At 71.1% G+C, this 26,040-nt stretch carries 20 protein-coding genes; 7 read left to right on the top strand and 13 right to left on the bottom strand.

Annotation, left to right across the window (positions count from 1 at the left end; all coding sequences use genetic code 11):
* Position 1 precedes the first annotated feature (1 nt).
* From cbiQ to OHU74_RS25310, 3 genes are all read left to right on the top strand, one after another.
* Entirely contained in the window at positions 2–751 is a 750-nt protein-coding gene (gene cbiQ, locus OHU74_RS25320) for a cobalt ECF transporter T component CbiQ (protein WP_371618001.1), read from the top strand.
* The gene (locus OHU74_RS25315; protein ID WP_371618000.1) at positions 748–1,581 is read left to right on the top strand and encodes an ATP-binding cassette domain-containing protein; all 834 of its coding nucleotides are present in this window, start codon (positions 748–750) and stop codon (positions 1,579–1,581) included. Before cbiQ ends, OHU74_RS25315 begins: the two co-directional genes overlap by 4 nt.
* A 106-nt stretch (positions 1,582–1,687) precedes the next feature.
* Positions 1,688–2,245, top strand: coding sequence for a PadR family transcriptional regulator (locus OHU74_RS25310; RefSeq protein WP_371617999.1), 558 nt, complete (start codon positions 1,688–1,690; stop codon positions 2,243–2,245).
* A gap of 64 nt (positions 2,246–2,309) precedes the next feature.
* On the opposite strand, the gene OHU74_RS25305 is transcribed toward OHU74_RS25310, so the two are convergent.
* The gene (locus OHU74_RS25305) at positions 2,310–2,522 is read right to left on the bottom strand and encodes an EF-hand domain-containing protein (protein WP_266625258.1); all 213 of its coding nucleotides are present in this window, start codon (positions 2,520–2,522) and stop codon (positions 2,310–2,312) included.
* A gap of 255 nt (positions 2,523–2,777) precedes the next feature.
* Between OHU74_RS25305 and OHU74_RS25300 the strand changes: the two genes are divergently transcribed.
* Both OHU74_RS25300 and OHU74_RS25295 read left to right on the top strand, forming a co-directional pair.
* Complete coding sequence (locus tag OHU74_RS25300; protein WP_371617998.1) at positions 2,778–3,530, top strand: tRNA-dependent cyclodipeptide synthase; 753 nt, start codon at positions 2,778–2,780, stop codon at positions 3,528–3,530.
* Positions 3,527–4,765 carry a cytochrome P450 gene (locus OHU74_RS25295; RefSeq protein WP_371617997.1) on the top strand — a complete coding sequence of 413 codons (1,239 nt, stop codon included), beginning with the start codon at positions 3,527–3,529 and terminating at the stop codon, positions 4,763–4,765. Before OHU74_RS25300 ends, OHU74_RS25295 begins: the two co-directional genes overlap by 4 nt.
* A gap of 85 nt (positions 4,766–4,850) precedes the next feature.
* Here the strand turns inward: OHU74_RS25295 and OHU74_RS25290 are convergent, their stop codons facing one another.
* The 8 genes from OHU74_RS25290 to OHU74_RS25255 all read right to left on the bottom strand — a co-directional run bounded on the left by OHU74_RS25290 (position 4,851) and on the right by OHU74_RS25255 (position 14,684).
* Positions 4,851–6,038: a YncE family protein gene (locus OHU74_RS25290; RefSeq protein ID WP_371617996.1), complete on the bottom strand. Its 1,188-nt coding sequence runs from the start codon at positions 6,036–6,038 to the stop codon at positions 4,851–4,853.
* The gene (locus tag OHU74_RS25285; RefSeq protein ID WP_371617995.1) at positions 6,035–6,832 is read right to left on the bottom strand and encodes a polysaccharide deacetylase family protein; all 798 of its coding nucleotides are present in this window, start codon (positions 6,830–6,832) and stop codon (positions 6,035–6,037) included. The genes OHU74_RS25290 and OHU74_RS25285 overlap by 4 nt, the downstream gene beginning before the upstream one ends.
* 385 nt (positions 6,833–7,217) lie before the next feature.
* On the bottom strand, positions 7,218–7,721 hold the full coding sequence (locus OHU74_RS25280) for an ATP-binding protein (RefSeq protein WP_371617994.1): 504 nt from the start codon (positions 7,719–7,721) through the stop codon (positions 7,218–7,220).
* Between the two features lie 254 nt (positions 7,722–7,975).
* A complete protein-coding gene (locus tag OHU74_RS25275; RefSeq protein WP_371617993.1) occupies positions 7,976–8,743 on the bottom strand; it encodes an enoyl-CoA hydratase/isomerase family protein in 768 nt (255 codons plus the stop codon).
* An 87-nt stretch (positions 8,744–8,830) separates the two neighbouring features.
* The gene (locus OHU74_RS25270) at positions 8,831–10,078 is read right to left on the bottom strand and encodes an Ig-like domain-containing protein (RefSeq protein WP_371617992.1); all 1,248 of its coding nucleotides are present in this window, start codon (positions 10,076–10,078) and stop codon (positions 8,831–8,833) included.
* Positions 10,079–10,190: 112 nt separating this feature from the next.
* Complete coding sequence (locus OHU74_RS25265) at positions 10,191–10,952, bottom strand: L,D-transpeptidase family protein (RefSeq protein ID WP_371617991.1); 762 nt, start codon at positions 10,950–10,952, stop codon at positions 10,191–10,193.
* Between the two features lie 162 nt (positions 10,953–11,114).
* A complete protein-coding gene (locus tag OHU74_RS25260; RefSeq protein ID WP_371617990.1) occupies positions 11,115–13,283 on the bottom strand; it encodes a choice-of-anchor A family protein in 2,169 nt (722 codons plus the stop codon).
* A gap of 180 nt (positions 13,284–13,463) precedes the next feature.
* On the bottom strand, positions 13,464–14,684 hold the full coding sequence (locus OHU74_RS25255) for an Ig-like domain-containing protein (protein ID WP_371619805.1): 1,221 nt from the start codon (positions 14,682–14,684) through the stop codon (positions 13,464–13,466).
* Positions 14,685–15,059: 375 nt separating this feature from the next.
* On the opposite strand from OHU74_RS25255, the gene glgX reads away from it, so the two are divergent.
* A complete protein-coding gene (gene glgX / locus OHU74_RS25250; RefSeq protein WP_371619804.1) occupies positions 15,060–17,255 on the top strand; it encodes a glycogen debranching protein GlgX in 2,196 nt (731 codons plus the stop codon).
* Between the two features lie 39 nt (positions 17,256–17,294).
* Here the strand turns inward: glgX and OHU74_RS25245 are convergent, their stop codons facing one another.
* The 4 genes from OHU74_RS25245 to OHU74_RS25230 form a co-directional block, all read right to left on the bottom strand.
* The gene (locus tag OHU74_RS25245) at positions 17,295–17,876 is read right to left on the bottom strand and encodes a TetR/AcrR family transcriptional regulator (protein WP_371617989.1); all 582 of its coding nucleotides are present in this window, start codon (positions 17,874–17,876) and stop codon (positions 17,295–17,297) included.
* A 79-nt stretch (positions 17,877–17,955) separates the two neighbouring features.
* Entirely contained in the window at positions 17,956–18,633 is a 678-nt protein-coding gene (locus tag OHU74_RS25240; protein WP_371617988.1) for a hypothetical protein, read from the bottom strand.
* A gap of 13 nt (positions 18,634–18,646) precedes the next feature.
* Entirely contained in the window at positions 18,647–21,421 is a 2,775-nt protein-coding gene (locus tag OHU74_RS25235) for a LamG-like jellyroll fold domain-containing protein (RefSeq protein WP_371617987.1), read from the bottom strand.
* 347 nt (positions 21,422–21,768) lie between these two features.
* Positions 21,769–23,244, bottom strand: coding sequence for a sugar transferase (locus OHU74_RS25230; protein ID WP_371617986.1), 1,476 nt, complete (start codon positions 23,242–23,244; stop codon positions 21,769–21,771).
* A 381-nt stretch (positions 23,245–23,625) separates the two neighbouring features.
* On the opposite strand from OHU74_RS25230, the gene OHU74_RS25225 reads away from it, so the two are divergent.
* Positions 23,626–25,896: a M4 family metallopeptidase gene (locus OHU74_RS25225; protein WP_371617985.1), complete on the top strand. Its 2,271-nt coding sequence runs from the start codon at positions 23,626–23,628 to the stop codon at positions 25,894–25,896.
* The last annotated feature ends 144 nt before the right edge of the window (positions 25,897–26,040 follow it).

The raw sequence follows: 26,040 nt of genomic DNA, 5'->3' as shown, positions 1-26,040 counted from the left end.
GGTGCTGCCGATCGACGTGGCCGCGCACGGCAGCCGCTGGCGCGGCCGACACCCGCTGGAGAAGGCCCTGCTCGGGCTCGGGCTGACGGTCACCGCCGTCTGCCTGCCGCCCTGGCCCGGCGGTCCGCTGGTGGCCGCCGCCACGCTCGCCGTGCTGCTCGGCCCGGCGGGCGTGGCCGGGCGCCAGCTGTGGCGGGCCTTCCGGATCCCGCTCGGCTTCTGCTTCACGGGGGCGCTGCCCCTGCTGTTCGCCGTGGGCGGCCCGCAGGGCCTGGTCGCCATGGCCCCGGACGGCCCGCGGCACGCCGCCGAGCTGCTCCTGCGCACCTCGGCGGCCTCGCTCGGGCTGCTGCTGTTCGCCTTCACCACCCCGGTCTCCGACGTGCTCCCCCGGCTGGTCCGGGCCGGGGTGCCGGCGCCCGTGGTGGACGTGGCCCTGGTCATGTACCGGATCACCTTCCTGCTCCTGGACTCGCTGGCCCAGGTCCGCCGTGCCCAGGCGGCCCGCCTCGGGCACACCGGACGGGCGGCGGTGTGGCGTTCCCTGGCCGGGCTCGCCGCGACCTCCTTCGTACGGGCCTTCGACCGCGCGGCCAAGCTCCAGGCCGGGCTGGCCGGACGCGGCTACGACGGCGCGCTGCGGGTCCTGGTCCCGGAGGCGGCCCTGTCGTGGCGGTTCCTGGCGGCCACGGCCGGGCTGCTGGCGGCGCTGATCACCCTGACCCTCGTACTGAAGGGGCTCCACCCATGAACCCATCGGCGACCCCCCTGGTGGAACTGGCCGGCGCGGGCTATGCCTACGAGGACGGCCCGGCCGTCCTGACCGGCGTCGACTTCGCCATCCCGGCGGGCCGGGCGCTGGCCCTGCTGGGCCGCAACGGCAGCGGCAAGACCACGCTGATGCGGCTGCTGAGCGGCGGCCTGCGGCCCGGTACGGGCGCACTGCGGCTCGACGGCACGCAGGTCGCGTACGACCGCGCCGGCCTGACCCGGCTGCGGACCTCCGTCCAACTGGTGGTGCAGGACCCCGACGACCAGCTCTTCGCGGCCTCCGTCGAACAGGACGTGTCCTTCGGCCCGATGAACCTGGGCCTGCCGCCGGCCGAGGTCCGCGCCCGGGTGGACTCGGCGCTCACCGCACTGGACATCACCGCGCTCCGGGACCGCCCCACCCACCTCCTGTCCTACGGCCAGCGCAAGCGCGCGGCGATCGCGGGTGCGGTGGCGATGGCTCCGCGCGTGCTGATCCTGGACGAGCCGACGGCCGGGCTCGACCCGGACGGCCAGGAACGGCTCCTGGCCGTCCTGTCGGGACTCCAGGCCTCCGGCACCACGGTGGTCATGGCCACCCACGACGTGGACCTGGCGGTCCGCTGGGCCGACGACGCGGCGGTCCTGACCCCGTCCGGCATCCGCGTGGGCCCGGCGGATTCCCTCCTCTCGGACCCGCCCCTCCTCGCAGCGTCGGGCCTGCGCACGGCGTGGTCCCCGGCGGTGACGGCCTTCCTGCGGGCGCGGGGCCTGCTCGGCCCCGGTGCCCCCGGCCCGAGAACCCCGGACGCGCTGGCCGCCTGGGCGTAGGGACAGCGAGGTCGGCTCGGTCCGCCGGCCCGACGGAACCCGCCTGGCGGTGGCCGTGAAGAACGGGATCGCGGTCCTCGACCTCCCGCAAACCTAGGATGGCCGCATGTCGCTCCCGCACGCCATCCTCACCGCCCTGCTCGAGAAGCCCTCGTCCGGGCTGGAGCTGACGCGGCGGTTCGACAAGTCGATCGGGTACTTCTGGTCCGCCACGCACCAGCAGATCTACCGGGAGCTCGGCCGGCTGGAGGAGGCCGGGCTGATCCGGGCGTTGCCCAGCGCGGTGCCCGTGCGGGGGCAGAAGAAGGAGTACGAGGTGCTGCCCGCCGGAAGCGCGGAGCTGGCCCGGTGGGTCGGGGACAGCCAGGACCCGAAGCCGATGCGCGACCCCCTGCTGCTGCGGATCCGCGCGGCGGGCGTGGTCGGGCCGCAGGGGCTCGGGGGCGAGCTGCGGCGCCATCTGGAGTTGCACCGGGGGCAGTTGGCGGAGTACGAGGCCATCGAGGCGAAGGACTTCCCCGCGGGCCGGGACGCCGTCGAGGACCGGTTGCGCCGGCTCGTCCTGCACGGCGGGATCGCCCTGGAGAGCTTCTGGCTGGCCTGGCTGGAGGAGGCGCTCGCCGAGGTCCAGGACATGGAGGAAGAGGCGGGGGGCACGGCCTGACCCGTCCCCCGCCCTGCCCCGGCAGGGGGGCGGGCGGGGGCGGCGCGGGGCCTGCCCGCGGGGCTTACTTGTTCAGGGAGGCCCAGAACTCGTCGAAGCTCAGCAGGCCGTCGCCGTTGGTGTCCTTGGCGGCGATCACGGCGTCCGCGACCGCGCCGGTGACGTACGCGTCACCCATCGCCTTCATGGCAGCGCTGTACTCGTCGGCCGTGACGAAGCCGTCGCCGTCCGCGTCGAACTTGCCGAACGTCGCCCGTGCGCTCTCGATGTCCGCCACTGGGTCCACCCCTTCTTGGTGCTTGTTGACCGGCTCAGGGTAGCCGTCCCCGCCAGACCCCTCCCGCCCCGGGTCCCGTTCGGGCGGCAGATAGAAATTCAATTACCTTTCCGTAGAGTGGAAGTTATATTTATCGCCAACAATTTCGACTTCCACTTGTCACGCTCCGGGGCCACGGCATAACGTACCGGCATTGCCGCCACACCAGGAGCGCAGGGCTCCCAGGGACTAGTGGCAACAAGGGCGATCACACAGATGACGATCCATGTCGACGCATCATTCGAAGTTCTGCCCTTCACCCGCACCTGCCGCCATATCTGGGAAGACGGCGACCATGTGCTCATCGGAGTGAGTCCCGGAAACAGCTACTTCAGCTCCGACCGCATCACCAGCCTTGCCCGGTGGGCCACGACCCGGTTCGCCCAGGTGGACTTCGTCTACGCGGACCTCCACGTGGACCGGATGTTCGCCGCCTTCGGCTACACCGAGGAGCACGCGGGGAAGCGTGCGGCGAAGGAAATAAAGGCGGTCCGCCGGAGGATCCTCAAGGGGGTCGAGGAATCGGGGAACCCCGGCGCGGAGATCCGCGTGCGGGCACTTTCGGAGTTCCTGTCGAATCCCGTCTACCAGCTCCTCCACCGGCGTGTTCTGCATTTTCTGGAGACCGACGACGAGTTCCGCAAGGGCTGCGAGGAAATGGCCTTGCACTTTGCCGGTTCGAAGTTGCCGGAAGGTGAATCCATTACGGACTCGCAGTTGCAGGTCTGTTTCGACTACATGGCAGCAGAGCTGCCCTTCTTCATCGACACTCCCAGCATTCTCGACGTGCCGTCCTCGGTGGCGGCCTACCACGTCAAGATGCCGCTGACGGATGTCCTCTTCGCGCGCGGCGGAGGACTGCGCGCGACCAGGAATCAGGCTTATGCCGTCGTAAGGCCTGATACGGAAGAAATGGTTCAGAAAGACCCGAACCAGCCGAACCCCACCAGCCGAAGGGACCGCCGATGACCGTCGAGCAGCTTGAGGGCGCCGGGCAGACCGGGGAGCCCCTCCTCGACTTCCCGCTCTCCCGGCGCGGTGACGTGCTCCCCGAGGAGTGCGGCTGGCTGCGCGAGAAGGCTCCGGTCGCGAAGGTCCGTACCCTGACCGGGGATCCGGCCTGGCTGGTGAGCAGCTACGCGCTGGCCAGGCAGGTGCTGGAGGACGAGCGCTTCAGCCTCCGGGACACGGCGAACGCCGGCGTACCGCGCCAGTACGCGCTGACGATCCCGCCCGAGGTCGTCAACAACATGGGCAACATCAACAGTGCCGGACTGCGCGACGCGGTCATGAAGGCGCTCAGCCCGCGCCAGAAGGGGCTGCGGGACCGGCTGCGCGCCGCGGCCGGGGAGCTCCTCGACGGGATCGTGGCCGAGGGGGGTCCCGCCGATCTGCGGGCCGCCTTCGCCGATCCGTTCTCGGCGGCCCTGCACTGCATGGTGCTGGGGGTGCCGTTCGAGGACTGGCGGCGGCTGATGTCGGGGCTGGACGTGGCGTTCATGACGGCGCGCGAGCCCTTCGCCGACTCGGCGCTCAACTGGTACAAGGACGTCGGCTACTTCGCCGAGCGGCTCCGGGTCCAGCTCGCGCTGCCCGCCGAGGAGCGTACGGGGCTCCTCGGCACGTTCGCCGGACTGAAGGAGGCCGATCCGGAGTCGGCGCACCTGACCGACGACATGTTCGCGACGGTCGCCGTCTCCCTCTTCGGCGCGGGCGCGGTCTCCACCTCCGCGTTCCTGACCCTCGCGATCCTCGCGCTGCTGCAGAAGCCCGAGCTCATCGGGTACCTGCGCGAGCATCCGGAGCGCATGGGCGCGGCCGTGGAGGAGCTGCTCCGCTGGAACCTGTCCGTGGGCGACGGCCTGCCGCGCATCGCCATGGCGGACGTCCAGGTCGGCGAGGTACTGGTCCGGGAGGGTGAGCTCGTACTCGTCCTGCTGGAGGGCGCCAACTTCGACCCGGCGGCCTTCGAGCGCCCGGACGTACTGGACCTGGAGCGCGAGAGCCCGGCCGCCCACCTCGCCTTCGGCGCCGGCCGGCACTTCTGTCCGGCGACCGCCCTCGCCCGGACGCACGCCGAGATCGCGCTGGAGGTGCTGGTCGAGCGGCTGCCCGGACTGCGGCTCGCGGTGCCGGCGGAGAACCTGGTGTGGCGCACCGGCTTCATCAAGCGCCTCCCGGAGCGGCTCCCCGTCGCCTGGTGACGGGGAGCCGCGCGCGGGAAGGGGCGCCGCACGCATGAGGGTGCCCCGGGAGCCGTACGCACGAGCTCCCGGGGCACCTGCGCGCCTACCGGAAGATGCCGGTGTGGCCGAGCGAGTAGCGGCCGGGCTGCGGGTACACGGCGAGGCCGTGGGGGCCGCCGCCCACCGGGATCTTGGCGAGCTCCTTGCCGGTGACGGTGTCGATCGCGTAGACCTCGGAGTTGTAGCGGCCCGACAGCCACAGCACCTTGCCGTCGGCGGAGACCCCGCCCATGTCGGGGCTGCCGCCGTCGGGCAGCTCCCACTTCTTCGTCAGCTTGTTCTGGGTGAAGTCGAAGACGGAGATGGACCCTTCGCCGCGGTTGGAGACGTACATCTCCTTGGAGTCGCGGCTGACGTACAGCCCGTGGCAGCCCTTGCCGGTGGGCAGCAGCTTGGGGGTATCGAACTTGTCCCCGCTGAGCACCCACATGCCGTGCGCCATCATGTCCGCGACGTAGAAGGTCTTTCCGTCCGGGGAGACCTTGACGTCCTGCGGCATCGCGCCTTCGAAGGGCAGCTTCTGCTGGCCGATGACCTCCATCTTCTCGGTGTCGACCTTGAGGAGCTCGCCGGAGAACTCGCAGCTGACGATGAAGTAGCGGCCGTCGGCGGAGAAGTCGGCGTGGTTGACGCCGAAGCAGCTGACCGGGACGGTCTTGACCCGGTCCATGGTGTGCGGGTCGCGGAAGACCAGTTCCTTGTCCATCGAGGCCATGACGATCGCGTACTTGCCGTTGGGCGTGAAGTACAGGTTGTACGGGTCGTGCACCTCTACGGGCGCGCCGGCCTCGCCGGTGGCCGGGTTGATCGGGGTGAGCGTGTGGCCCCGGTTGTTGTTGACCCAGAGGGTCTTCATGTCCCAGGAGGGGACGACGTGCTGCGGCTGGACGCCGACCGGGATGGTGTCGATGACCTTGTACGTCACCGGGTCGATGACCGACACCGTGTTGGAGGTGGTGTTCGGCACGTACACGCGGGACGGGAAGTCCTTGACCACCGGGGAGAGCTTGTTCGGCCGGTCGGCGGCGTACACGTCGTGCGGATCGAGGAGCGGCGGCATCCCGGCCAGGCCCGGCGGCACGGCCGGTACGGCCTTGGCGGGTACGGCCGGCCCCTTCGAGCCGAGGGCCTCGGCGGGGCCCTTGTCGGCTGATCCGCAGCCGGCCAGGGCGGCGAGGACCAGACCGGCCAGCAGCGCGGTGGCCTTGCGGGGAAGGCGGGTGGTCGTCATGGGGTCAGCAGCTCCGTGGTGGTCACCGCGCGCAGTTTGCGGCGCGCGAGTTCTTCGAGGAGGGGTGGCATCGCGTCGACCGTGTCCGCGTAGCCGAAGTGCAGGCTCACCACCGATCCGCCTTGGATCGTGCCGATGACGGTGCGGATGACGGCCGCGGCACCGGGCGAGGTGAAGTCGAGGGAGTCGACGTCGTACGAGAGGACGTGCGGGTAGCCCGCCCGCTGGGCCAGCTTGCGCACCAGCGGGGTGGCGTACTGGGTCTGCGACGGCCGGAACCAGGTGCCGATGGACCCGGTGAGCCGCTTGAGCCGGTCGCCGCAGCCGGTGATCTCGGCGTACGCCTCCGCCTCGGGCATGGTGTTGATCGCGAGGTGGCGCTGGGTGTGGTTGCCGAGCTCGTGGCCGCCGTCGAGGACCCGGCGGGCCATCTCCGGGTGGGTGTCGAGCCAGGCGCCGATGGCCAGTACGGTGACCCGCGCTCCCGCGCGCTCCGCCTCGGCGAGCACCGCCTTGGCGATGGCGGGGTCGCCGTTGCCGTGGAAGGTCAGCGCGACCTCCGGGCGGCCGCGGGGACCGTGTCCGATCTCCACGGGCTGTCCGGCGAACCGGCGGGGAGCGGGGGCCGCCTTGGCGGGGGCCTGTTTGTCCGGGGCCGGTTTGTCCGGGGCTGCCTTGGCGGGGGGCGGCGGTGTCACCGGACGGCTGCCCGTGCCGCAGGCGGCGGTGAGGGCACCGGCGGCGACCGCCGCGCCGGCGAGGAGAGCGGATCGGCGGTCCGGGTAGCAGAGCACCTGCCTATTTAAGGGGCGGATGCCCCTGTACGTAATGATTGACCCCATTCGGGACCTTGGACCGATCCGGCCCCACAGGGGATCCGTCCGCTATGTGATCAACGATTTACTCATAGCGATCGATACTTATTCATTGATTACGAGGCCAGTGGCCCATCTCACCTAAGATTTAGGTAGAAACTCTTACGATTTGCACACTTATGTCCAACTTGGGACTTTTGGCATTTGGTCCCTCGTCTGCCATAGTCGGAATCACGGCTTCCCGTTGACCCGAGCGAAGTCCCTGCCGAGGATCACACCCCCTTCGATCCTCGGCACCCTCATGAAACCCCCGCGGCGCCCCACAACGGCGACAGGGGGTTTCTGCGTTTCGGGGGGAGAAGGGTCAGCGGTCCGCCACCCGCATCTCGAACCAGGTGATCTTGCCGCGCGGCAGCAGGTCCGCGCCCCAGCGGTCCGAGAGCTTGTCGACGAGGAAGAGCCCCCGGCCGGTGGCGTCCATCTCGTGGACCGGCATCAGACAGGGCAGCCCGCGCGAGGGATCGCCCACCTCCACGCGGATCCAGCCGCGGCGCCTGAGCATGCGTAAACCGAAGGACCGGGCTCCGGTGTGCCGGACGGCATTGCCGACGAGCTCCGAGACCAATAAGACGGTGTGCTCGGCGATCTGCGGCGAGAGGCCCCACAGCCGCACCACCACGCACTGGGTGAGCCGGCGGGCCGTACCCGCCGACTCGGGCCTGGACGGCAGCATCACTTGGGTCTCGGCCGGGTTCCCGTACAACTCCAGCAGCTTGAGGCCCTGTTCGTCCTCCAGGGCCGCCGTGAGCCGCACGGCGGGAGCGCTACTGCGCTGCCGCGGCTGTTCCACACCCTCCAGACCCGCCATGCACCCATCATGGACGGCCGGTAGGGCCGTTCGGGCCGTTCCGCAGGAAAACACCCCCCGGAATCATGGATTCCGAAGAGGTGCTCCGGCATATGCGTTCGGCAATCAGGATGCCGCCGCGCCCACCCCGACCTGCGGTAACGCATCGCACATCGGTGATCACGCTGAGTGGATCAGCTTTTCTCCTTAAGGTTCCCTTAAGGCCTGGCTAATCCACCCACAGGGAGGAAGAGCGGCCGTCAGGAGGGCCGCGCCTAGAGGAACTTGGCCTTGCCGGGCCCCTCTTCCACGAAGCTGCGCATCCCGCGCTCGCGGTCCTCCGTGGCGAACAGGCCCGCGAACCAGCCCCGTTCGATCGTCAGCCCGGTGTCGATGTCGGCCTCCAGGCCCGCGTCCACGCACTCCTTCGCCGCGCGCAGCGCCAGGGCCGGGCCCTGCGCCAGCTTCGCGGCCCACGCGTGCGCCTGCTCGTACACCTCGGCGGCCGGCACGACCCGGTCCACGAGGCCCAGCGCGAGCGCCTCTTCGGCCTTGACCATGCGGCCCGTGAAGATGAGGTCCTTGGCCTTGGAGGGGCCGATCAGCCGGGACAGCCGCTGGGTGCCGCCGGCGCCCGGGATCAGGCCGAGGAGGATCTCGGGCTGGCCGAGCTTCGCGTTGTCGCCCGCGATCCGGTAGTCGGCGCACAGCGCCAGTTCGCAACCGCCGCCCAGGGCGTAGCCGGTGACGGCCGCGACCACGGGCTTGGGGATCCGGGCCACGGCGGTGAAGGCGTCCTGCAGACCGCGGGACCGGGCGACCATGCCCGCGTGGTCCATCGTCTGCATCTCCTTGATGTCCGCGCCGGCCGCGAACACCTTCTCGCCGCCGTAGAGGACGACCGTACGGACGTCGGTCCGGTCGGTGGCCTCCACCGCGAGCTCGCGCAGCCGGTCCTGGGTGGCGATGTCCAGGGCGTTCATGGGCGGCCGGTCCAGGCGGATCGTGCCGACGCCTTCGGAGACTTCGAGAGAGATGGTCATACGGGGAAGGTTAGCGCCGGTTAACGACGGGTGGCCCGGTGCTGTAGGTCACAGCACCGGGCCACCTGTACTACGCGTCGGACGGGACTACTTGATCCACTCCGCCCAGTCCATGTTCCAGCCGTTGAGGCCGTTGTCGGGGGCCACCGTCTTGTCCTTGGAGTTCTTCACGACGACCACGTCGCCGATCAGCGACTCGTTGAAGAACCACGCGGCCGGCTGGTCGCCGTCGCCCGCGCCGCGCACGTCCTTCAGGCCCACGCAGCCGTGGCTGACGTTCTCGCTGCCGAACGTGCTGGACGAGGCCCAGTAGTTGCCGTGGACGAAGGTGCCCGAGTTGGTCAGGCGCATCGCGTGCGGGACGTCGGAGATGTCGTACTCGCCGCCGAAGCCGACCGTGGCGCCGTTCATCCGGGTCACCTTGTACTTCTCGCTGATGACCATCTGCCCGTTGTACGTGGTGTTCGCGGGGGCGCCGGCGGTGATCGGGATGTTCTTGAGCACCTGGCCGTCGCGGACGACCTGCATCTCGTGCTCCGCGGCGTCGACCGTGGTGACCTGGGAGCGGCCGATGGTGAAGGTGACCGTACGGGTCTGCTTGCCGTAGACCCCCGGGCGGCCTTCGACCCCGTCGAGCGCGAGCTTCAGGGTGACCTTGGTGCCGGCCGCCCAGTACTTCTCGGGGCGGAAGTCGAGGCGGTCGTTGCCGAACCAGTGGCCCTCGACGGGTACGGCGGGCTCGGCCGTCACCGAGATGGCCTTCTCGACGGCTTCGGGGTTGGTGATGCCGCGGGAGAAGTTGATCGAGACCGGCATGCCCACGCCGACGGTCGCGCCGTCCTCGGGCGTGTACTGGCCTATGAACGTGTTGGCCGGGGTGAGGGTCGTGAAGGTGGTGTCCTTCGCGGACTCCCGGCCGGCCTCGTCCTTGGCCACCGCGTGGACCTTGTACTCGGTGGCGGAGGCGAGGTTGCGGGAGGGCTCCCAGCTCGCGCCGTCATCGGCGAGCTTGCCCTCCACCGCGTTGCCCTTGGTGTCGGCGACGGTGACCGTACTGAGCTTGCCGCCGGTGCTCGATATCTTGAGGATGCCACTGGTGGCGACTTCCTTGGCCCCGTCGTCCGGCTTGATGCTCACGACGGCCTTCGACGCCTCGGTGCCGGTCGTACCGGTACCCCCGGTGCCGCCACCGCTCCCGCCGGCGCCACCACCGTTGCCGCCACCGCCACTGCAGGCGGTGGCGAACAGCAGGGCCGCGCCCAGCAGGAGGGCCGGCAGGCCGGTGCGGGCGCGGCGGCCGCGTATCGGCTGCAGGTTCACTCTTGTTCTCCCCATGTCCCCCGCGCACGGACAGTCGCGCGCTTCTCGCCAGGAAATCACAGGCGGGGATGACGGGATGGCACGAACGTGTCACCATTCCGTCCCAAGAGTCAGGGTTTTCGGCGTGTCACCCCTCCGTGCCGGGCTTGGTGCCCCATACGTAGACGGCATCGCCCTCGGTGAGCAGGTCCCACAGCCGTGCCGCGTCGGGGACGGAGAGGTTGACGCAGCCGGCGGAGCCGCCGTGGGCGTAGAGGTTCCCGGGGCGCCCGTGGAGCGCCTGGCCCTCGTCGAAGAACTGGGCGTAGGGCATGGGGGCGTCGTCGTAGAGCGTGGACTTGTGGTCCTTGCTGCGCCAGTAGACCTCGTGCCAGCCGGTGCGGGTCTCCTGGTCGTCACGGCCGGTGCGGACGGGCACGGGAGCGAAGACGACCTTGCTGTCGCGCTGGACCCAGAGCAACTGCCGCTCCAGGTCCACGCAGGTCACCCGGTGCGGGCGGACGGGACAGGCGCGGGCCGCGTTGGGGTTGGAGCGGGCGGCCACGGCGATCATGTTCCGGTAGGTGGCCAGTCCGGCGTACCCGTCCGCGGGCCGGATCCCGTTCCCCTGCTGGAACCGCCGGATCGCCGCGCAGTCCCCCTCGTCCTGCACCCCGTCGGCCTTCCGCCGCAGGTACCCCTCCATCTCCCGCTGGTAGGGCCCGGTCCCGGCGGTGCAGGCCGCCTCGGCCTCGGCCTCGGTTTCCGCGGAGGCGACGGCGGCGGAGTCGGGATCGGGGTCGGGCCCGACCGCTGCGGCCGGGGGCAGCGGGCCGAGGGCCGCCGCCGCGAGGATCGCGGCCGTGAGGGCCGCCCTGCCTATCGCGTTCGGCGCGCCACCTGTGCTCATACGGGCCTCCTCGCGCCCGCCGGCCGGGCCGCTGGACCCGAGCCAACCGGACCGGGGCCGACCCGGCCCGCCGGGTGCGCCGGTAGGGTCACCGGCCCACCCGGGCGGCCCATCGGGGCGGGCCGTCGGGGCGGGGAGCCCGCCCTGACGGCCCGGCGGGGATCAGCCGGCGCCGAAGACCCGCCTGGGGCCCTTGCCGTGCTCGTCGCGCTTGTTCTCGAGGGTGACCACCAGGCGCCTGCCCGGGGTCTGCCCGTCCAGGTGCAGGGGGCCGGTGACGCGGTTCCGCGGCAGGACGTAGCCCTCGGGGACGTCCGTCTCGAGCACGTAGTACCAGCCGTCCTCCAGCCCGCGGAACTCGCAGACGCCCGCCCGGTCGGTGGCGCAGCCCGAGGCGACCTTGCGGTCGGCGTTGATCCCGCGGGTCTGGAGGCCCTTGGTGTTGTTGGTCTCCTTCCAGACCTCGAACACCGCGCCACGCAGCGCCTTCTTCGTCTTCGCGTCCTTCTTCAGGACCTTGATCGTCCCGTCGTGGTCGGGCTTCTTCGGCTTCTGGTTCTGGACGTTGACCACGCGGCCGGTCCGTACGTCGCCCTCGTCGAGGTCGAAGGCGATGACCGGGTCCTCGAGCAGGTCGTAGCCGGCCGGTGCCTGCGTCTCCCGCCAGTAGTACCGCTCGCCGACGGGCAGCTGGACCGTGCAACTGCCCCGTGCGTCGGTGGTGCAGGAGCCTTCGAGCTTCTCGTCCGGGTCCCCTCCGCCGGTCTGCAGGCCCGCGACGTCGTTGGTCTCGCGCCACAGCTCGAACCGGGCGCCGGGCAGGAGCGCCCCGCTGTCCTTGTCCGACTTGCGCAGCACCACCTCGGCGCCGGCCGGGAGCTTGGCGTTGCTCATGCGGCTGCTCGCGCCCGCGGAGGCGTTCTGCTGGTTCAGGGTCAGTTCGGCGACGGAGTTCTCCGCGAGCTCGTACCCGTCCGGCGCCTTGGTCTCGCGCCAGTAGTACGTGCCGAGCGGGACGGTGCGGGAGCAGGTGCCGTTCGCCGGGGTGACGCAGTCGGCGACCTTGGTGTCACCGCCGGAGGCCGTGAACTGGGCTCCGGGGACTCCGTTGGTCTCGTGCCACAGCTCGTAGGTGGCTCCGGCCAGCGGCCTGTCGGCGGAGTCCTGCTTGATGACGGAGACCCGGCCCGTGGTGGGGACCTGCTCCCCACAGGCGGGCAGGTCGCCGTTGAAGGGGTAGGCGTGCAGCTCCTGGCCGCCGCCCCGCAGGCTGGTGTGGACGAGCTCGCCGGTGGTGAAGAAGCGGCCGTTGGTGCCGGGCAGGGTGAGCACGGTGCGCGAGGTCTGCTCGCCGACGAGGACGCTGCCCTGGAACTGCCCGCTGCCGGTCAGCTCGACCGCGGTGGCGTCCGGGAAGTTCCACAGCAGCCGGGTGCGGTAGCCGTTCCACGCGTCGGCGGACGGCCCGCTGTCGTTGATGCTGCCGCTGAAGGTGCTCACCGTACGGCGGGTGCCCAGGACGTTGACGAGGATGGTGGCGCCGGCCGGGATCCGGTCGAAGCGGATGCCGATGGCTCCGCCGGTCGCGCCCACCATGTCGAAGTCCACGTTGAAGACCTGGAGCCGGGAGGTGTTGTCCCCGGTGAAGACGGTGAAGCCGTTCTGGTTGACGGCGGTGCCCGTGGCGGGTCGGGTGCGGCCGTCGACCCGGGCGTAGCAGTGGCTCGCGGAGGTGAGCTGGTCGCGCAGGCCGGCGTACGGGGTGACGGCGGCCGGGTCGGCCCGCAGGGTGCCGGTGACGGTGCCGGGGCCGGGTGCGGTGCCCGCGTGGCGGACGACGCCGCCGTCGGAGATCAGCCGCTGGTTGGCGGCGATGTTGACGTTGCGGCCGGTGGTGAGGAAGTCCGATCCCGCCGGGGGCCGCACCAGCGAGCCCGCGCCGACGACGCCGATGTTGTAACCCCCGCCTGCCTCCGCCAGGTTCTTGTTCTGGTCGAAGCTGCCGAGGACCACGACCTTGCCCTCGGCCTCGGCGGCGCGCTCGCGGACCAGGAAGTCGGCGCCGACGAAGATATTGATGCCCTCGTCGTAGCCGTTGGGGTCGGTGCCGACCTCGATGGGCGGGAACGGATCGGGGCAGCGGGGGCCGAGGCAGGGGCCGAGCCCGCCCGGCAGCGGGGCCCGGCGGGCCGCGGCCTCCCGGGCCGGCGCCGGCGGCTGCCCACCGGGACCCGGCGCGGCCGGCGCAGCGAGGGCCACCGGGGCCCCTGCGGCCAGTACGGCCGTGAGGGCGAGCCCCAGGGGGCCGAGGGTCCATTTCCTTGCTGACATGACGCTCCGTCCGTTGCCTGCCGCCGCGTGCGGGTGGGCCCGTACAGGCTGGCGGCGGGCACCGGCGCGCCGGGCGGACCGACACTCGTCCGCTACGGCATTCCGGTACGACAATCACCCGACTGGGGCGTATGCCGCGGCAGCGGCGGGCGGGCGGGCGGACGGTCGGCCGCCGGGGCGTCAGCCGATGGCGGAGCCGGCGACCCAGGCCGTCCACGCCATGTTCCAGCCGCCCAGCCCGTTGTCGGCGGCCACCGTCTTGTCCTGGGAGTTCACGACCTCCACCACGTCGCCGACCATGCTGCGGTCGAAGAACCAGCCGGCCGGAGTGTCCGAGCCGCCGCCCTTGTTGTCGCGCAGTCCGATGCAGCCGTGGCTGGCGTTGGTGGAGCCGAAGGTGTCCGGGCTGGCCCAGTAGTTGCCGTGCAGGAAGGTCCCGGAGCGGGTGAGGCGCATGGCGTGCGGGACGTCGGGGATGTCGTACTCCCCGCCGAAGCCCACCGTCTGCCCGTTCATCCGGGTGACGTCGAAGAGCTCCATCACCACCATCTTGCCGTTGTAGGTGGTGTTCTTGGGCGCTCCGGCGGTGATCGGCACGGTGGACAGCAGCTCGCCGTCGCGCCGGACCTCCATGGTGTGGGCGGCGGCGTCCACCTTGGAGATCTGGGAGCGGCCCACGGTGAAGCGGATGGTCTTGTCCTGGATTCCGTACGAGCCGGACGCGCCCTCCACGTCGCGCAGCTTCATCCGCACCGTGACCTCGGTGCCGGGCTTCCAGTACTGCTTGGGCCGGAAGTCGAGCCGCTCGTCACCGAACCAGTGGCCCGCCACCTCCACGGCCGGGTCGGAGGTGATGGTGATGGCGCGCTCCACGTCGGCGCGCCGCTCGATGGACCGGTTGAATCCGAAGGAGATGATCATGCCGGTACCGACGGTCGAGCGGTTCTCCGGCTTGAAGTACCCGATGAACCTCTCCTCGGGAACGTAGGTGGTGAAAGTGGTGTGCCGGGCCTGGCGCCGGTTGTGCCCGTCGAGGGCGACCGCGTCCACCGTGTACTTGGCCGCGAGCGCGAGCCGTCCGGACCCCGCGGCGGGGCTCCAGCTGAGCCCGTCGTCGGCGATGGCGCCGGGCACCTTGTCCTCCTGGGCGTCCTCCACCTTGGTGACCACGACGCGCTCGAGGCGGCCCTCGGGCACGGTCACCGTCAGCGGACCCTCGGCCGGGACCCCCTTGGCGTTGTCGTCCGGGGTGATCCGGATCGCCTCCTCCGGTGACCGGGGTTTGCCGGGCAGCTGGATCTCGATCGGGGAGCCGCCGTTCTCCGTGCATCCGGCCAGGCCTCCGAGGAGGCCCGCCCACACCGCCACGGCGGCCAATCCCGCCCCTGCCCGCCTCTTCAGATGAGTCACGCTCCTCCAACGACCGGGGCCCTGTGGGGGAAACGTGGGCGCGGCCCACGTTCGGGGCAGAACAGTCCGGGCAGAACAGTGGGAAGGACCAGACGGGGGCGGGCCCTGGCCGGGACGCCGGGGCCGCACTTCCCCTGCCCCCGCCGGTACCGAGAGCCGTGGAGGCGGGCAGTGTCGAGCGCAGCCGAGCAAGAGGCGGTGGAAGCCGTCGCGGGTGAGGTACGGAGCGGCGGGACGGCCGCGCCCGTTCCGCCCGCCGACGGGCAGGAGTTGCACCCGGAGGGACCCCCCGGGGCACACGGAAACGGAAACGGACACGGTGGCGAGAACGGCAACGGCATCGGAAGCGGCAACGGGAACCGCCAGCTGAGCGCCCTGCTCAGGGGCCGTCCGGCACGGCCCCGGACCCGCCCGGGACCGCCGGCGTGGCCCGGGTCCTCGCATCCGCTGGGGGCCCGGTTCCACCGCGGCCCGGACGGCGCCGCCGGGACCAACTTCGCCCTGTGGGCCCAGGGCGCGGAGGCGGTGGAGGTGTGCCTGTTCGAGGAGGACGGGACCGAGACCCGGTGCGCCCTGACGGAGCTCACGCACGAGATCTGGCACGGCTTCCTGCCGGGCGTGCGCCCCGGGCAGCGGTACGGGTTCCGGGTCCACGGCCGCTGGGACCCGTGGACGGGGGCCCGCCACAATCCGGCGAAGCTGCTCCTGGACCCGTACGCACGCGCCGTGGACGGGGACTTCACCTTGCCGCCGGAGGTGTACGGACACGTCCGCGACTGGCCGCAGCAGTACATCGCGGACACCGTGCGCGACGACCGGGACTCGGCCCCGCACGTCCCCAAGGGGGTCGTGGTCCACGATGACGACGACTGGGCGGACGACGTCCGGCCCAAGACCCCCTGGGCCGATTCGGTCATCTACGAACTCCACGTGCGCGGGTTCACGATGCGCCATCCCGGCATCCCCGAGCACCTTCGCGGCACCTACGCGGGCCTCGCGCATCCGGCGGCGATCGAGCACCTCACCGGGCTCGGGGTGACGGCGGTGGAGCTGCTGCCGGTCCACCAGTTCGCGCACGAGGACCACCTGCTGCGCCGCGGGCTGCGCAACTACTGGGGCTACAACTCGATCGGCTACTTCGCCCCGCACGCCGGCTACTCCTCCAGCGGTACCGCCGGGCAGCAGGTCGGCGAGTTCAAACGGATGGTCAGGGCCCTGCACGCGGCCGGGATCGAAGTCATCCTCGACGTGGTCTACAACCACACGGCGGAGGCCGGAGAGCTGGGCCCGACGCTGTCGCTGCGCGGGATCGACAACCGCGCGTACTACCGGCTCCAGTCGGACCAGCGCCGCTACGCCGACTACACGGGCTGCGGGAACACCCTGCACGCCGGGCGCCCGCACGTGCTGCGGCTGATCACCGACTCGCTGCGGTACTGGGTGACGGAGATGGGGGTGGACGGCTTCCGGTTCGACCTGGCGGCGGCGCTGGCCCGCTCGATGCACGACGTGGACATGCTGTCGCCCTTCCTCGCGGTGATCGCCCAGGATCCGGTGCTGCGGCGGGTGAAGCTGATCGCCGAGCCGTGGGACGTGGGCTCGGGCGGCTACCAGGTGGGGGCGTTCCCGCCGCTGTGGACGGAGTGGAACGACCGCTACCGGGACGCCGTACGGGACTTCTGGCGGGGCTCGCTGCCCGACGTACGGGATCTGGGGTACCGGCTGTCGGGGTCCAGCGACCTGTACGCGTGGGGCGGGCGGCGGCCGTACGCCTCGGTCAACTTCATCACCGCGCACGACGGTTTCACCCTGCGCGACCTGGTGAGCTACGAGTCCAAGCACAACGAGGCCAACGGGGAGGACGGCCGGGACGGGACCAACGACAACCGGTCGTGGAACTGCGGGGCCGAGGGGGAGACGGACGACGCGCGGATCGGGGCGCTGCGCCGCCGCCAGCTGCGCAACCTCCTCACCACCCTGCTCCTGTCGACCGGGGTGCCGATGCTGGTGGCGGGCGACGAGTTCGGCCGGACCCAGGGCGGCAACAACAACGCCTACTGCCAGGACAACGGGACGAGCTGGGTGGACTGGTCACTGCTCTCGGACCCCTCCTGGCAGGGGCTGCTGTCGCTGACCCGGCGGCTGCTGGAGCTGCGCCGGGCCCATCCGGTACTGCGGAGGCGGGCGTTCTTCTCCGGGAACCCGCAGGGCGCGGACGGGCTGCGGGACCTGGCCTGGTTCACCCCGGCGGGGGCGGAGATGACCGAGCGGGACTGGTACGCCCCGGCCGCCGCGGTGGGGATGTACCTGTCGGGGCGGGACATCCCGGGCCGCGACGAGCGGGGCCGGCAGGTGACGGACGACAGTTTCCTGGCGCTGCTGCACGCCGGGGACCGGCCGGTGGCGTGGGTGCTGCCGGGGGCTCCGTGGGCCGCGTCGTACGAACTGGTCCTGGACACCGCCAGGGAGGACCAGACGGTCGCCCCCGCCACCCGCCACCGCGGGGGCGAGACCCTGACGGTCCCGGCCCGCGCGGTGCTGCTGCTGAAGGTGGTGGACTGACCCGGCCGGGGCCGATCCGGCCGGGGGCCGCGCCGCGGCTCAGCTCGGGTCGGAGCCGAAGCCCGCTTCCAGGAGGGCGAACAGGGCGCGCATGGCTCCCTGCGGGTCGGCCTGGCCGCGGATCAGGCTCGTGGTGTCCAGGGCGAAGCGGGCCAGGGCCGCGGACCTGAGGTCGCCCTCCGGCGCGCCCGAGGCCTCGGCGATGGCCGCGGCCAGGGCGAACTCGTGGCGCCGCCACATCCGGTCCCAGTACTCCTGGAGTTCCGGGGTCTCGCGGACCAGGGTGATGTGCGCGATGACCGCGGGGTCGTCCATCTGCCGGGTCGCGCGCGTGGTCACGAGGTGGTCGCGCAGGGAGTGCAGGACGGACTGCCCCGGCGCGCGGTCCCGTACGGCCGCGACGAGCGCGGCCTCGACGTCCTCGTCCTCGTCGAAGACCAGCGCTTCCTTGCTCGGGAAGTGCTTGAACAGCGTGGTCACGGAGACGTCGGCCGCCTCCGCCACCTCACGGACGCCGACCTTGTCGTACCCGCGTTCCTGGAACAGGCGCAGGGCCGCGTCGGCCAGCGCCTTGCGGGTCTGGGCCTTCTTGCGTTCACGGCGTCCCACTGTCTCGGTCATGGCACCACTCTAACGGTGCGGTGTATCCGATGTAAAAGTTGAGTAGATACACTTATTCATCCGTTGTGTTTTCCTGAAGTCAGGAAGAGGGGATCCAGGCGTAGCAGCCGCTGGAGACGAACTCCGCCGTGCCCGCCGGGATCGTGGCGGTGATCCTGTCGCCCGCCTTCGGCGGGGTCTGCGGACCCGAGGAGAGGACGGCGCCCTCCTTGCCCCTGGCTTCCCAGCCGCATGTGGTGCTCCGGGTCAGCGCGCGGTACGTGCCCGCCGACGGGGAGCGCTTCGTGCCGTCCGGGAAGCCCTGCCCGGCCGCCGCGAGGACCGGCAGCTGGTCCGGGCAGAGGAAGGCGATCGCGTCCTTCGCGCCCGGGACCTCCCCGGCCACGAGGGAGCCGACCGCCGCGTCCCGGTCGTGCTCCGCGGTGCGCCGCACCCGCTGGCAGGACTCCTGGCCACCCTGGAGGACGGCCGCCGGATCCGCCTTCTCGGGAACCCGCCCGCTCAGGTACTGCTTCTCCACCGCGGTGAAGCTGCCCGTCTTCGGGGTGAGCCTGGCGTCCGGCAGGACGGGGCCCGTCGGCTTGGAGTCCGCCGCGGGCGCCGCCGGGGCGTCCGCGGGGTCGGCGACCGGGGACGCGGCCGGCGGCTTGGGCTTCGAGGCCGAGGCCTCGGCCCTGCCCTCCCCGTCCGAACCGCAGGCGGTCAGCGTCAGGGCGGCGGCCAGCAGGACGGCGGCCGCCGCGGAGCGTCGGTACATCAGGTGGCTCCCGTCACTTCGCGCCGAAGGTGAGGACCAGCTGCGGCATCGCGTCCGCGGCCGTCGCCTCCGAGGACCAGATCCACAGCGGGTCGGTTCCCGTGCTCGTCAGGCCCAGGCTGTAGCTGGTGCCCAGCACCGTGGAGAGCGCTGCCGTGTCCAGCTGCGCGGTCCGCACCCCCGAGCCGTCCGGCACGCCCGCGAAGGAGCCGAGCGGGGCGGTGCCGAGGGTCGGCTTCGTCTTGAAGCTGGTGCCCGCACCGCTCCAGGTGCCGGTGACCGGGACCACGGAGACGGTGTCGCCCGTACCGGCGCCCGCCGCCGTCGTGGTCTTGACCTGCAGCACGGCGGACTTCAGCACCTGGCCGGCCGGGGCCGCCGGGGTGTCGAAGCGCAGGTACGTCTCGTAGGCCGAGGTACCGCGCACCGCGAGCGAGGTGGAGGCTCCGTAGGGGGTGGTGGGTGCGCCCTGGTCGATGTAGGTGTCCTCGGTCGCGTTGACCTTGGAGACCGTGTCGGTGGGCGCCTTGGCCAGGTCGAAGTGGTTCTTGGCCTGGGCCTGGGTCAGCACCTTCGGGTAGACGGCCGTCTCGTCGATCTGTCCGGCGAAGAAGTCGCCGGCCGGCCTGGACGGCCAGCTGCCGAGGGTGTCTCCGCCGACGTGCCAGAAGCCCTCGATCGGCCGGGAGCCCGTGACGCCCAGTGTGCCCTTGGCCTGGCCGTCCACGTACAGCGTCATGCCGGAGGGGCCCTGCGTGGCGACGACGTGGTGCCATTTGCTGTCGTTGAAGGCTTCGGTGGGACCGGTGGAGACGGTCTTCGGCCCGCCGGAGTCGACGCCGAAGAAGATCCGGCCGGTGTCGGTCAGGTAGATCTGCTTGTCGCCTTCGCTGCTGTTGCGGTCGGTGTTGTTGCCGAAGCCGACCAGCTTGCCGCCGCGCGTGGAGTTCGCCCTGAACCAGGTCTCGATGGAGTACGAGCTGCCGACCGTCTGGCGGTGGTCGCTGTACACCTGCTGGCTGGTGCCGTTGAAGCCCATGGCCGTGCTGGCTCCGGTGACGGCGCCGGGGGTCTGGCGCAGCGCCGGGGCGCCCAGCTGGATGCCGCCGGTGTTGCCGCCGTCCGAGGAGTCGGCGACGTAGGGGCTGACGGTGTCGTCGTAGCGCCAGTACAGGCCGGCGCCGTCCGCGCGGATCTGCTTGGGGTACGCGACCACCGCGTGCGGCACCGTCACCGAGACGCCCGCCGACAGGGCGCTGGTGTTGCCCGCGGCGTCGGTCGCGGTCACCTGGTAGCTGTAGGACACGCCCGCCTTGACCGTGGTGTCGGTCCAGGAGACCTGCCGGCGCTGCCATTCCAGGGAGTCCGCGCCGACGGTGGCGACCGGGGTCGTCGAACCGTTGCGGTAGATCCGGTAGGTCAGCCTGCTGTCGTCCGGGTCGTAGCCGGCGCGCCAGCGGACCTGGACCTCTCCGGGCTCGACGCTGGAGACGCTGGCGACCGGGGTGGTCGGGGCGCCGACGTCGCCGGTGGAGGCGAAGCGGGTCAGGGCCCGCTGGGGCCTCCCGTTGACCTGGGTGAAATCACCGCCCACCCACATGTACTTGGTGCCGTTCCGCTCCGCGATGGCCATCGCGCGCGCTCCGACGCCCTCGCCGGGACCCCCGTCGGCGGTGGGGTGCCAGCCCAGCTTCGCGGGGCTGCGCACGAAGCCGCCCACGGGCGCGGGTGCGGCGCCCGCGTGGTCGGTCAGCTGCGCGAGCAGGGAGCTGCTCCTGCCGTCGGGGAACTGGCCCTCGAGCGAGCAGTCGTGCGCGCGCGAGGAGCTGTAGAGGACCCCGTCGTACGGCAGGACGAACTGTGTCGCGCCGAGGCAGCGGTCGCGCCACTTCTCGCCGAAGTCGGTGCCGAGGCCGATGCGGCCGCCGAAGGCACCGCCGCCGGTGCCCTCGTTGGCGGTGTAGTAGCCGGTGGCGTCGGCCGCGATGTGCGTGACGACCGAGTCCGCCGGGATGCTGCCGTAGGTCTTGGCGACGGCGCCGGTGGTGGCGTTCACGACCGCCAGCGCGTGGCTCTTGGCTCCGTTGACGGTGAAGAAGTCACCGCCCAGCAGGACGTTCTTGCCATCGTTGTCGACTTCGATGGCGCGGCCGGGCTCGTCGGCATCGGCGACGAAGGGCCGGAGCGCACCGGAGGCGGCGTCGACCGCGGCGAACCGCCCGCGGGGCGCGCCTTCGACGGTGCTGAAGTCCCCGGCCGCGTACAGGGTGTCGTCGGAGACGGCGAGCGCGCGCACGGTGGCGGGGAACCTGGGGTGGAACGAGGCCTTGGGGGTGCAGGTCTTGATGTTGATGGCGGCGAGGCTGGAGACCGGGGTGCCGTTGACGGCGCCGAAGTAGCCGGCCGCGTACAGGGTCTTGTCGTCCTTCGAGACGGTCAGCGCGCGCACGGTCGCGCCGCCTTCGTCGGCGGTGAAGGAGAGCTTGCAGGAGCTCGGGGCTCCGGTCGCCGCGTCGAGGGCGACGAAGTTCACGGCTTCCTGCTCGGCTCCGCCCGCGCCGTCCGGCGGGCGGACGGCCGAGAAGGTGCCACCGGCGAAGACCGTGCCGTTGGCCTGGGCCATGGCGAAGACGGTGCCGTTCGGCTGCCACGTCGGCAGGTTGTCGGCGGTGAAGGCCACGGGCTGTGTGATGGCCGACGCCTGCGGTATCAGCACGATGCCTATGCCGGTGCCGGCTCCGGCCAGCGTCAGGGCGAGGGCGGCAGCAAGCCCTCTGGATCTACGCATGAGCCCCCCAGGGCAACGGCCCGGTTTTCAACGGCTGGAACTACCCGAACAGCCATATGTGCCGGCGCAGACCAGGGCTCGCGTGAGGGCGGAGGGTGCACTACGGGCATATGGCAGGTTTGGTCCGGCCACACCCGCACACAGCTGCGCGAATGACCGGGACACGGCAAATCGTAGGTGCAATATATGGCCTCGGAGTTCCATGCGGACGCCTGCCCCCGCCCGTTGGTCCCCGACCTGCCGAATGCCCGAGTCGACCGTGGTCCCGGTGAATTCGGACACCGGGACGCGACCCGTCCGGCCTGGCCCCGCTGGGGCGGGTCGGGCCGGGCCGGGGGCAACGGCCCTCAGTAGGCTCCGCGTCCGTCGACCACGGCTCGGAGCGTGCGGCCCATGACGTCGACGTCACTGGTGAAGGACCAGTTGTCCACGTACTGCAGGTCGAGTTGGATCGTCTCGTCCCAGGACAGGTCGGACCGGCCGCTGATCTGCCACAGCCCGGTCATCCCCGGCCGCACGGTGAGCCGGCGCAGCTCGACCTCGTCGTACTTCGCCACCTCCTCGGGCAGCGGCGGCCGCGGGCCGACCAGCGACATGTTCCCCGCCATCACATTGATCAGCTGCGGCAGTTCATCCATGGAGGTGCGGCGCAGCAGCCGGCCGATCCGGGTCACCCGGGGGTCGCGGCGCATCTTGAACATCAGGCCGTCGTTCTCGTTCGAGCCGGATAACTCGGCCTTCAGCGCGTCCGCGTCCACGACCATGGTGCGGAATTTCCACATGACGAACGGGACCCCGTCCCGCCCGATGCGCCGCTGCCGGTAGAAGGCCGGTCCGCGCGAGCCGAGCCGGATCGCGAGGACCGTTCCGAGGAACGCCGGCGAGAGCAGCACCAGCCCGACCGTCGCGGCCACCCGGTCCAGTACGGACTTCAGCACGCCCTGCACGCCCCCGCTCACCGGCGGCGCCACCCGCAGCACGGCCAGACCGCCCGCGGACAGGGTCTCCAGCCGCTTGACGGAGACCTCCACCAGCCCGGGGAAGACCGCCAGTTCGAGCCCGGCGTCGTGCAGGGCCCAGGCGATCCGGCGCAGCCGGTCCCCCCCGAGCCGGGCCCCCGGGGCGACGAGCACCAGGTCGGCGTGGTGGGCGGCGACGGCTCCGAGCACGGCGCCGGAGTCCCCGTGCGGGGTCGGCGCCATCGCCGGGCCGAGCCGGGCCGCGACGGGCACCCCGCTGGCCATCTCGCCGGGCCCGACCGGGACCACGCCGACGACCACGTAGGGGTGGTCGGTGCGCGCGGCGAGGTGCCCGATGACGGACTCGGCGGCGTCGGGCTCGCCGACGACGAGCACCCGGCTCACCGCCTGGGCCTCGCGCCGGGCGGCGGAGAGGTGGCGGTAGGTCAGTTTGTGGCAGGCGACGGTCACGAACAGAGCGGGCAACAGGGCGCCCAGCGCGGACAGTCGGGGGGTGTTCTCATCGGTGATCACGCGGGCCACGGCGAGTACGCCGATCAGAATCAGCCAGTCGTGTACGACCGGAAGGACACCCCGGGATTCCCCCAGCAGGCGGGCCGCGTACCGCCTCCGAAGCGCCTGCACGCCGGCCCAGGCGACGGCAGCGCCGAGGGCGCAGTAACCGGGTCTGGCCTGCTGCGCAGCCTCAAAGACCAGGCCAACGGGCACGCCCGCGCCGATAAGATCGGCAGTGACGGCGGCGGGCAGGTACCATCGCGCTTTGTCTCCGAGCTTCCGGGCCGACACAACAGCCTCTTTGGCCGTTCTGGCCACTCTTTGCACAGGAATATGGACATGCCTCATGGGCCCCCCCTGGCACGTGGTTTATGACAGTGACGCGAGTCCGCTGCTTCCCCGGGCAGTGAACATCTGACGCACCGGGAAACAGTACGACAAACACCCGTACGGTAATTGGCGTTTCCGCGAACCGGACGTCTTGCTGCCACCGCGCTGGAGTTCGGTACCGCACATTCCGGATACTGAGCACTTCCGTCCCACGCCAAAGTGAATGTTCCGGATACCGGATACGTCACTTCGGACAACGGACCGTTTCCAGCCAACCTTTTGACGCGCCCCTGACATTGCGCCTCCCAAGTGGCACTCTTCGACCGTTCTTCGCACCAGCCCGGTCTGCCCGGAGGCCCACCCAGCCATCCGGAACCCCCCTTGCAGAAGGAGTCTGCGTTGAGTCCCACCCCCCAGCGGCGTGCCACCACGGCCGGCGCGCTTGTTGCCGCGGCCGCTCTCCTCGCCGTAGGCATCCAGACAGGAACCGCCACCGCCGACGCCACCGCGTCGAAGTCCGGTTCGGTCGCCCAGCCCAACCCTGGCGCGGCCAACCGCGCCCTCAGCGCTTCGGAGCGTGCGACGCTCCTGAGCGCGGCGAACTCCACGACCGTGCAGGCGGCCAAGGCCCTCGGCCTCGCCGACTCGGAGAAGCTCATCGTCCGCGACGTGGTCAAGGACGCTGACGGCACCACGCACACCACGTACGAGCGCACCTACAACGGGATACCCGTGCTCGGCGGTGACCTGACCGTCCACGCCAAGGACGGCGTCACCAAGAGCGTCACCAAGGCCACCAACGCGGACGTCAAGGTCGCGGACACCACCGCCACCGTCACCCCGGCCACGGCCGAGGGTGCGGCGATCTCCTCCGCCAACTCGGCGGGTGCCAAGGAGGCCAAGGCCGACAAGGGCGCCCGCAAGGTGATCTGGGCCGCCACCGGCGCCCCGGTCCTCGCCTACGAGACCGTCGTCGGCGGGCTCCAGCACGACGGCACCCCGAGCGCGCTGCACGTGGTCACCAACGCCAAGACCGGCGAGAAGATCACCGAGTGGCAGGCCATCGAGACCGGCATCGGCAACACGATGTACAGCGGTCAGGTGACGCTGGGCACCTCGCAGTCGGGCAGCAACTTCACGCTGACCGACGCCGCGCGCGGCAGCCACAAGACGTACGACCTGAACGGGGGCACGGGCACCGGCACCGGCACCCTCTTCAGCTCCACGTCCGACACCTGGGGCACCGGCGCCGCCTCCAACCGGGCCACCGCCGCCGCCGACGCGCACTACGGCGCCGCGCTGACGTGGGACTACTACAAGAACGTGCACGGCCGCAACGGCCTGCGCAACGACGGCGTGGCCCCGTACAGCCGGGTCCACTACGGCAACGCGTACGTCAACGCGTTCTGGGACGACTCCTGCTTCTGCATGACGTACGGCGACGGCATCAGCAACACGCACCCGCTGACGTCCATCGACGTGGCCGCGCACGAGATGACCCACGGTCTGACCTCGGTCACCGGCAACATGACCTACTCGGGCGAGCCCGGCGGCCTGAACGAGGCGACCTCCGACATCATGGCTGCGGCCGTCGAGTTCAACGCCAACAACCCCACCGACGTGGGTGACTACCTCGTCGGCGAGAAGATCGACATCAACGGCGACGGCACGCCGCTGCGCTACATGGACAAGCCGAGCAAGGACGGCGGCTCCAAGGACGCCTGGTACTCGGGCATCGGCGGCATCGACGTCCACTACTCCTCGGGCCCGGCCAACCACGTCTTCTACCTGATGTCCGAGGGCTCCGGCGCCAAGGTCATCAACGGCGTGAGCTACAACTCGCCCACCTCGGACAACCTGCCGGTCACCGCGATCGGCCGCGACGCCGCCGCGAAGATCTGGTTCCGCGCGCTGACGGTCGGCTACTTCAAGTCGAACACCAACTACGCGGACGCCCGCATCCAGACGCTGAAGGCCGCGGGCGACCTGTACGGAGTGGGCTCGACCACGTACAACAACGTGGCCAACGCCTGGGCCGGCATCAACGTCGGTCCCCGCATCGTCGCCGGTGTCTCGGTCACCAACCCCGGTAACCAGAACACCGTCACGGGCAGCGCCGTCAGCCTCCAGGTCCAGGCCAGCAGCACCAACGCCGGTGCCCTGACCTACTCGGCGACCGGTCTGCCGACCGGGCTGTCGATCAACTCCTCGAACGGCCTGATCTCCGGGACCGCTTCCACCGCCGGCACGTACAACACCACGATCACGGTGACGGACTCGGCGAACCAGACCGGTACGGCCTCCCTCGTCTGGACGGTCGGCACCACGCAGCAGTCGGTCTTCGAGAACACGACCGACTTCGCGATCGCGGACAACTCCACGGTGGAGTCCCCGATCACCGTGAGCCGCACGGGCAACGCCCCGAGCACCCTCAAGGTGGACGTGAACATCCTCCACACCTACGTCGGTGACCTGAAGGTCGACCTCGTCGCCCCGGACGGCTCCGTCTACAACCTGCGCAACCGCACCGGCGGCAGCGCGGACAACATCGTCCAGAGCTTCACGGTCAACGCCTCCTCCGAGGTCGCGGCCGGAACCTGGAAGCTCCGGGTGGCCGACCTGGCCAGCCTGGACACCGGCAAGATCGACAGCTGGAAGCTCACCTTCTGATCCCCACGAGGGAGCGGGACGTGAACCAGAGCTGAACCGCTGGACCACGGGGCCGCCCGGGAGCACACTCCCCGGGCGGCCCTGTTCCATTGGCCCCCGCCGGGCAGGGTCCAGTTCCCCCCAGGGCCGGGACCTTCGGCGCCC

The sequence above is a fragment of the Streptomyces sp. NBC_00454 genome (genome assembly GCF_041434015.1).
In the GTDB taxonomy this organism is placed as follows: domain Bacteria; phylum Actinomycetota; class Actinomycetes; order Streptomycetales; family Streptomycetaceae; genus Streptomyces.
Note: the sequence above shows the minus strand (reverse complement) of the source record. Positions and strands in the feature narration are given on the sequence as shown.

Bases quoted from the DNA above. Each gene is read 5' to 3' on its own strand.
- OHU74_RS25240 (WP_371617988.1), bottom strand. From the start codon at position 18,633: ATGTACCGACGCTCCGCGGCGGCCGCCGTCCTGCTGGCCGCCGCCCTG.
- OHU74_RS25235 (WP_371617987.1), bottom strand. From the start codon at position 21,421: ATGCGTAGATCCAGAGGGCTTGCTGCCGCCCTCGCCCTGACGCTGGCC.
- OHU74_RS25310 (WP_371617999.1), top strand. From the start codon at position 1,688: ATGTCGCTCCCGCACGCCATCCTCACCGCCCTGCTCGAGAAGCCCTCG.
- OHU74_RS25270 (WP_371617992.1), bottom strand. From the start codon at position 10,078: ATGGGGAGAACAAGAGTGAACCTGCAGCCGATACGCGGCCGCCGCGCC.
- OHU74_RS25275 (WP_371617993.1), bottom strand. From the start codon at position 8,743: ATGACCATCTCTCTCGAAGTCTCCGAAGGCGTCGGCACGATCCGCCTG.
- OHU74_RS25290 (WP_371617996.1), bottom strand. From the start codon at position 6,038: ATGACGACCACCCGCCTTCCCCGCAAGGCCACCGCGCTGCTGGCCGGT.
- OHU74_RS25230 (WP_371617986.1), bottom strand. From the start codon at position 23,244: ATGAGGCATGTCCATATTCCTGTGCAAAGAGTGGCCAGAACGGCCAAA.
- OHU74_RS25315 (WP_371618000.1), top strand. From the start codon at position 748: ATGAACCCATCGGCGACCCCCCTGGTGGAACTGGCCGGCGCGGGCTAT.
- OHU74_RS25295 (WP_371617997.1), top strand. From the start codon at position 3,527: ATGACCGTCGAGCAGCTTGAGGGCGCCGGGCAGACCGGGGAGCCCCTC.
- OHU74_RS25280 (WP_371617994.1), bottom strand. From the start codon at position 7,721: ATGGCGGGTCTGGAGGGTGTGGAACAGCCGCGGCAGCGCAGTAGCGCT.
- OHU74_RS25260 (WP_371617990.1), bottom strand. From the start codon at position 13,283: ATGTCAGCAAGGAAATGGACCCTCGGCCCCCTGGGGCTCGCCCTCACG.
- OHU74_RS25265 (WP_371617991.1), bottom strand. From the start codon at position 10,952: ATGAGCACAGGTGGCGCGCCGAACGCGATAGGCAGGGCGGCCCTCACG.
- OHU74_RS25300 (WP_371617998.1), top strand. From the start codon at position 2,778: ATGACGATCCATGTCGACGCATCATTCGAAGTTCTGCCCTTCACCCGC.
- OHU74_RS25245 (WP_371617989.1), bottom strand. From the start codon at position 17,876: ATGACCGAGACAGTGGGACGCCGTGAACGCAAGAAGGCCCAGACCCGC.